The following is a 6,994-nucleotide window of genomic DNA, read 5'->3' as shown; positions in this document are numbered from 1 at the left end:
AAAGGAGCGGCCAGCATGCCGAGTTCCGCGAGCTGCGCCCAGAGTTCCGGCCGCCAGCCGGATTCGCTGGCAACCACCTTGCGGCGCGTATCAAAGTCATATTCTTCACGGATCAGGCGCGAAATGCCGTCACGCACCATATTCTGTTCGTCGGTAAAATCGAAATCCATTTTGGTTCCCCTCTGTCGGTCCGGTTAAAGGCCGAGGATCATTTTGGTGATGATGTTGCGCTGGATCTCGTTGGACCCGCCATAGATCGACGTCTTGCGCATGTTGAAATAGGTCGGTGCCGCGTGATGGGCATAGTCCGGACCAATCGGGAAGTCGTTCGATCCGTCATCCGGGAAGCTGCGGAAATCGGGCGCGCCATAATGGCCCACCGCTTCCAGCGTCAGTTCGGTGAGCCGCTGCTGGATTTCCGTGCCCTTGACCTTGAGCAAAGAGCTTTCCGGTCCCGGTCCCTTGCCCGCCTGTTCGCCGGCCAGCGTCCGCAGTTCGGTGATTTCCAGCGCCGAGAGATCGATCTCCAGCTGGCTGATCTTCTGGGCAAAACCCATATCCTCGAGCAGCGGCTTGCCATCGAGCATTTCGGCAGCGGCGATTTCCTTGAGCTGTTCGACACCGCGCTTCGACCGCGCCACGCCGGCGATGCCGGAGCGTTCGTGCGCCAGCAGGAACTTGGCATAGGTCCAGCCCTTATTCTCTTCGCCGATCAGATTGGTCGCCGGTACGCGGACATCGGTCAGCCACACTTCATTGACTTCATGGCCACCGTCGATCAGCTTGATCGGGCGTACTTCGATGCCGGGTGTTTTCATGTCGACGAGAATGAAGCTGATGCCCATTTGCGGCTTCGGCGCATCCGGATCGGTCCGGCACAGGAAGAAGCCCCAGTCGGCATGCTGCGCCAATGTGGTCCAGGTCTTCTGGCCGTTCAGGATATAATCGTCGCCGTCGCGAACCGCAGTGGTTTTCAGCGAAGCCAGATCGGAACCGGCACCAGGCTCGGAATAGCCCTGACACCACCATATGTCACCCGAACGGATACCTGGCAGATGCTGGGCCTTCTGCTCTTCATTTCCGAAGGTATAGATTACCGGTGCGACCATCGCGACGCCGAAAGGAAGCGGCATCACGGTGTTCATCCGCGCATTTTCCTCGCCCCAGATATAACGCTGGGTCGGGGTCCAGTCGGTGCCGCCATATTCCTTGGGCCAGGCCGGCGTGGACCAGCCCTTCTTGCCGAGGATCTTGTGCCAGGCGAGCAGATCCTCGCGGCTCATTTCGTCCTGCACACCGCGAGTCCCGATATCTTGCGGATAATTATTTTCAATAAATTCACGCACTTCGGCGCGAAAGGCCTTTTCTTCTTCGCTGAATTCAAGATTCATGGGAGCGCTCCTTGGTAAGAATTTGGCCGGACTATAGGCTGAAAACCGCGCAAAACAAGCAATTAACCGAGCAATTAAGCTGACGCTACGGCACGCAGGGATCGGCGCTATCCGCCCGCCTGTTCCTCGGCAGAAAACTTGTCCTTGCGGCGCCGCCCAAATCTCATGCTGCGTTCCAGCCGGGCGCGCAGCGCGGTATAATAAGCCTCGAGGAAGATACGCTCGTCGCCACTGCCCGGTTCCCAGCCGATTTTCTGGCAGATAGCGGTGGCCACTTTTTCCAGCGCCTCTTCCTGGTCGCCGCGCAGGACATTTTCCAGCGTCTGCAATTCATATTCGCCGTAAACCGACAAATCTTCATCGGAAAATTGATAGCTTGCGGCGGGCGCGGCCCCCTCGGCGCGAGCGCCGAAGGGGCGACGATATCCCCGAGATTCTTTTTCACATCCTGGACCACCCAGGTCCCGGCGATCACGTCGCCGCCGCGCAGCCGGTCCTTGTTGAACAGCGGAAAAAGCATGAACATCAACAGCCAGAGAAGCCCGGCCCAGGCGGTCAGATCAACCAGCGACCCGCCGGCTTCAACCGAACCCAGAAACGTCAGCGGCAGAAACAGTTCGACGGAGCGCACGATATTGCGTGCGATTACCGCTTCCGCGGTCAGGCGGCTGCCGTCCCGGCTAGCCACGCGGATGCCGACGGCCCGTTTCCCCCAGGTGGCGGACTTGTAGCCGAGCTCGAAAAAGATGAAATATCCGTTCAGCAGCAGGAAAGTGGCTATCAAATAGAAAACTGCGATCAGTCCGAGCGGCCCGTCCAGATTTTGGAAGTCGGTTTCGCCATCCAGAAAGGGAATCGCCAGAACGATACACAGCAGAGCGATAAACATCGAGATGAGCTGTATCATCACCAGATCCAGCAGCAGCGCACCGACACGCGCACCGGCGGGAGCGATGGTGACATTCAACGGCACGCCTTCCGGCGTGACCATCACCCGGTCAAGTTTCGGATTGGCGGATCGCTTCATCCACGGGGTGGCTGCTCGGCTACCACTCATGCGTCTGGCCTCCGCCCTTCCCGGCCAAAGCCGAAGAAATATATCAGCCAAAGCAGCAGCATGCCGCCGCCAACGCCGAACCGGGCGATGGTATTGTCGATCAGCTGCCGGGCGAAGCCTTCGAGCAGACCCGCGCAGACCAGCATGAAGATGACCCCGGCCATGACCAGTGCAGCGCGTTTGCCCGCATCGCTGGCCGCCTTGAGATGCGATTGGGCGCCCGGAAAGGCGATCGACCGGCCGACATGGATTCCGGCAGCCCCCGCCAGCAGGATGGCAAACAGCTCGGTCGTTCCGTGGATCGAGAGCCAGCCGACAAAATCGACCGTCAGTCCCCGCTGGGCAAAGACCCAGAGCATCGCGCCAAGCAATGCCATATTGTGAATCAGCAACAATATGCTGGGGATGGCAAAGGCGAAGCCCAGCGCAAAGGCAAGCAGCGCGACCTGCGCATTGTTGCTGAACAGAAAGGCCGCGAATACGGCGAGGCCACCCTCCTCCTGCGCGCCGAAAAGCGTCCCGCGCAGCGCTTCTTCGCTCGCACCCGGCACCCGGACGTCCATGAAATCGGCCGGGACCAGTGCGTAGAACCAGTCGCTATCCCCGGCGACCAGAACATAGCCGATCACCGCACCCGCGATCATCACCAGCAGCGCCACCCAGATATCAAATTGTATCGCCCGCACCGCGCGGCTCCAGCCGCCGCCGAAAAAGCTGCCCAGCCAGCGCCTGAAGCTGCTCTGCGTGCCGTAGACCATGAAATAGGAACGCAGCACCAGTCCCTCGAGATAGTCGATCAGGCCGGCATCGAGCGAGTTTTCGCGGGCGATCGACAGGCTGGACAGCAGCGTCCGGTAGAGCGTCGGCAGCGCCAGCACATCCTCGTCGGACAGGAGGCGCGCCTGGCCCTTTTCCATCCTGGTGACAATCGCTTCCAGCCGGATCCAGTCCGCTTCCCGTTCCAGCCGGAAGCGATCACTGCGCAGCACCGCGGCGTTCAGGGCCTGTTCGTTGCTCACAGGCTGCCCCGCCTCTTGATATTGAGATAGCTGTTGATCAGCCGGGTTCCGATATCCTGATGCGCCCCCTCGATCACGTCGATGCCCATATGGCGCAGCTTGGTCAGCACCAGATTCTTCTGTGCGAGCAGATTTCGCGCGGTCACGGCGCGCGCGACATCCTCCGCGCTTTCCGGCGCCTTGTCGATAATCCCGGTCAGTTCCCGGTCCTGCAATATCACGAACAGCACCAGATGCTTGTCGATCAGCCGCGCCGCTCCCTCGAGCATCAGATCGGCCGCAGTGGGATCAGTGAAATCGGTAAAGATGACGATCAGCGAGCGCCGCTGGAGCTGGCTCTGCAGAGTCGACAGCGCCAATGTATAATTACTCTCCTGATGCCGGTAATCGATGCGCGCGGCTTCCTGCTGCAGCCGGAAGAAATTGCGGCTGCCCGAAAGGAAAGGCGTCGACAATTCGGGTCTCGCGGCAAAGCTGAACAGGCTGGTCCGATCGCCGGCTTTCAGCGTGATATAGGCGGTCAGCAGCGCCGCCGACACGGCCCGGTCGATCCGTGGCAGGCCGTCAATCGGCTCGCACATCGCCGATCCGCAATCCAGCGCAAAGACGATCTGGTTGTTGCGCTCGGTATCATATTCCTTGGCCAGCAATTTGCTGTGCCGCGCCGATCCTTTCCAGTCGATGCTGCGCCGGTCCATGCCCGGCTGATATTCGGACAGCGCTTCAAATTCGCTGCCTTCGCCCCTGATCTTGCGGGCCAGCAGACCGAAAACGGCATCGCGCAGAAACATCTGGATGGTTGGGCTGCGGATCGCCGCGATATTCGGCACCACGGCCACGCTTTGCGTGCTTTGCTTCTGGATCTGCCGCCAGGCGAGACCCAGCGGTCCCGTCCATCTCAGCCAGAGCCTGCCGATGTCCCCGGTGCCGCGGCGGACGGGAATGATCGTAGCCTTGCCGGAAAAACGCCGTCAGCCGCCGGATCGGGTTCCATTGCAATGGTGACTGCGCCCGCGTCCGCCAGCCGCCCGTCCAGCCCGAGATTTCCCGACAGGCTGCGCGGGGCGATGCCACCGGCGAATTCGACCGCCAGCACCAGTTGCAGCGGGGCGCCGATCTCGGCGCTGTTGGGCACCGTCAGCCGTATATCACGGGCTTTGGCAGCAACCAGCCCGTCGAGCAGGAGAAGCAGCAACAGCATCAGCGCCCAGGCAGCACCGATTGCCCACAGGGCGGGCACGATCGCCGCCAGAATCGCGGCGACCGGCGCGCCCAGCGCAATGAGCCACACGGCCCGCCGGGTCGGATAGAAATTCAACGCGGCGCTTCCGTCCGTTCGACCAGCCCGTTGATAATGGCGTCGACCCGCCGGCCTTCGATTTCGGCAGCGGGCGACAAGATCGTCCGGTGGCGCAGCACAGATGGCGCGAGCGCCTTCACATCATCGGGAATGACATAGTCCCGGCCCTGGATCGCCGCGCGGGCGCGGGCAGCATGAGCGAGCATGATCGCGGCCCGGGGCTGGCGCCATTTTCCAGATCGGCGGTTTCGCGCGTCGCCCGGATCAGCCGCACGACATAGTCGACGACATCCTCGACCAGCTTCACCGACTGTACGGCTTCATTCGCCGCGGCGAGAGTCGCACTGTCGACCTGTTGCTCGATGCCGAAATCTTTCGCCACCGGCGCACCGATCCGCTCGCCATATTGGCCGACGATTCTTTTCTCTTCCTCTGCATCGGGATATTCGATCAACAGCTTGAACAGGAACCGGTCGAGCTGCGCCTCGGGCAGCGGATAGACGCCTTGCTGTTCGATCGGATTCTGGGTGGCAACGACCATGAAACGCGAACCCAGCGCATGGGTCTCGCCATCGATGGTGACGGAACGTTCCTGCATCGCTTCGAGCATCGCCGCCTGGGTCTTCGGCGGGGTCCGGTTGATTTCGTCGGCGAGCAGCAGGTCACAGAAGATCGGGCCGCGGGTCAGGGTGAAGCTGCTGGTCTGGAAATTGAACAGGTTGGAGCCGATAATGTCACCGGGCATCAGATCGGGGGTGAACTGGATGCGACCGAAATCGAGACCCAACGTGGCCGCGAAACATTGCGCCAGAAAGGTCTTGGCCGTGCCCGGCGGCCCTTCGAGCAGCACATGGCCGGACGAAAAGAGCGCGATCAGCAGATGGTCGACAATCTCTTCCTGTCCGATAATCGCCTTGGCCACCTGTCCGCGGATATTGTCCGCCAGCGTCTTCAGTTCGTCGATATTCATCCGATAAATTCCTTTTCCAGGCGTGGAGGGCCGCGGCCCCGTCGGCAATGTCTTGTGGATGGCGGGCGCGCACGAGCTGGTGGTAGAGGGCCGAGAACCGGTTCCCGTCGCTCTCCCCCAGTTCATCCAGTGTATGATGGATCTCCTGCTCATCGGCCTGCGGGCTGATCCCGACCGCCTCGGCCGACTGCGCGCGGATCATTTCGGCATATGGGTCGGTGACCAGATATTCGCGCTCCATCCGGCTGATGAAAGCCGCGCTGTTGCTGACCAGCGCGGTCTTGCCGAAGTCGAGCCCGCGCCGCTCGCGAATCGGCGGGCCAAAGCGGTTGAAGGCCATCCAGGCGGCCGCCAGAGCCGCGGTGATCAGGCAGATGGTGGCCGACAGGAAGGGGGGAGTGAAAGCCAGGGTGAGCAGATTTTCCGCGCTCCCCAGACCATTGAAGGTCAGGTCAAAGATGACGCCGCTGTCGGCCGCCGTCGAAGCCGCCTTGACCAGCGCAAGCGCGTGGCGCGCGGTCGCCTTGTCGGCCATTCCGCCATTGTTGAGCAAGTCGGCATCGGCGACGATCACCACCGGGTAGAGGGATGCATCTATTTCGTCTTCATCGGTGAAATGCGATTCATCGAGCCGGTCGAGCTGCGCATAGACACCGCCATCGTCCAGATAGGCAACCAGCGCGCTCCCGGGCGACGGTCCGCGGACGATCGTGCGGATAAATTCGCCCTTCATGCTGACCGCCTGCTCCGGCGTCGCGACGCGCGCGCCAACCGCCGAAGCCAGAGGCTTGCCGGGGCTGGCCTTTTCATCGACGCCGAGACTGACCTCGGTCAGATCCTTCAGCAATTTTTCGCCCGTATCCGCGCCCCACCTATCGCCGCGCAGCACCCATCCCTTTTTCAGCTTGTCGCTTCGCGCGACCTGCCATTTCGGCAGAATGATCATCGTCGGACCGAGATAGGCCCGCTGCTGGATCACTGCGTCAATTTCTTCTGCGGGTGTAAACGGTCCGGGCGTCAGGATCAGCAGCCCCTCATCGTCCATGCCCGACGGGGAACGCGAATATTGCACCGGCACGCCCGTCTTTTCGAGCAGATTGGCCAGCGCCCGGTACCCGACGACGCTGTCGGACGCGCCGTGCGCATCGCCATTCTTGCCCGACGCCAGCGGGTCGCCCAGACCCAACCCGTAGAGCAGGGCAATGAATGCCGCGAAGCTGACCGCGAACATGACCATGATCGTCGTGCGCTGAAAAG

At 61.6% G+C, this 6,994-nt stretch carries 5 protein-coding genes and 2 pseudogenes; all 7 read right to left on the bottom strand.

All coding sequences use genetic code 11. The features are described from left to right. Positions 1 to 194: 194 nt before the first annotated feature. Complete coding sequence (locus C8024_RS12060) at positions 195 to 1,391, bottom strand: acyl-CoA dehydrogenase family protein (protein WP_173205479.1); 1,197 nt, start codon at positions 1,389 to 1,391, stop codon at positions 195 to 197. A gap of 163 nt (positions 1,392 to 1,554) precedes the next feature. Continuing rightward, positions 1,555 to 2,448, bottom strand: coding sequence for an RDD family protein (locus C8024_RS12055; protein ID WP_254305844.1), 894 nt, complete (start codon positions 2,446 to 2,448; stop codon positions 1,555 to 1,557). After that, positions 2,445 to 3,467, bottom strand: coding sequence for a stage II sporulation protein M (locus C8024_RS12050; RefSeq protein ID WP_367947307.1), 1,023 nt, complete (start codon positions 3,465 to 3,467; stop codon positions 2,445 to 2,447). Before C8024_RS12050 ends, C8024_RS12055 begins: the two co-directional genes overlap by 4 nt. Continuing rightward, a complete protein-coding gene (locus C8024_RS21710; RefSeq protein WP_367947306.1) occupies positions 3,464 to 4,306 on the bottom strand; it encodes a DUF58 domain-containing protein in 843 nt (280 codons plus the stop codon). The genes C8024_RS12050 and C8024_RS21710 overlap by 4 nt, the downstream gene beginning before the upstream one ends. A 59-nt stretch (positions 4,307 to 4,365) precedes the next feature. Beyond that, a complete protein-coding gene (locus C8024_RS21705) occupies positions 4,366 to 4,785 on the bottom strand; it encodes a hypothetical protein (RefSeq protein ID WP_254305843.1) in 420 nt (139 codons plus the stop codon). Continuing rightward, positions 4,782 to 5,737 (bottom strand): annotated as a pseudogene (locus tag C8024_RS12040) (AAA family ATPase). The gene C8024_RS21705 and the pseudogene C8024_RS12040 overlap by 4 nt, the downstream one beginning before the upstream one ends. A 508-nt stretch (positions 5,738 to 6,245) precedes the next feature. Continuing rightward, positions 6,246 to 6,968: pseudogene (locus C8024_RS23430) on the bottom strand (DUF4350 domain-containing protein); the annotation flags it as partial. Between the last annotated feature and the right edge of the window lie 26 nt (positions 6,969 to 6,994).

It is taken from the genome of Sphingopyxis sp. BSNA05, from assembly GCF_013265645.1.
In the GTDB taxonomy this organism is placed as follows: Bacteria; Pseudomonadota; Alphaproteobacteria; order Sphingomonadales; family Sphingomonadaceae; genus Parasphingorhabdus.
Note: the sequence above shows the minus strand (reverse complement) of the source record. Positions and strands in the feature narration are given on the sequence as shown.

What these genes read in the sequence shown, in the direction of transcription:
- C8024_RS12060 (WP_173205479.1), bottom strand. Translation starts at nt 1,391, where the DNA reads ATGAATCTTGAATTCAGCGAAGAAGAAAAGGCCTTTCGCGCCGAAGTG.
- C8024_RS12055 (WP_254305844.1), bottom strand. Translation starts at nt 2,448, where the DNA reads ATGAGTGGTAGCCGAGCAGCCACCCCGTGGATGAAGCGATCCGCCAAT.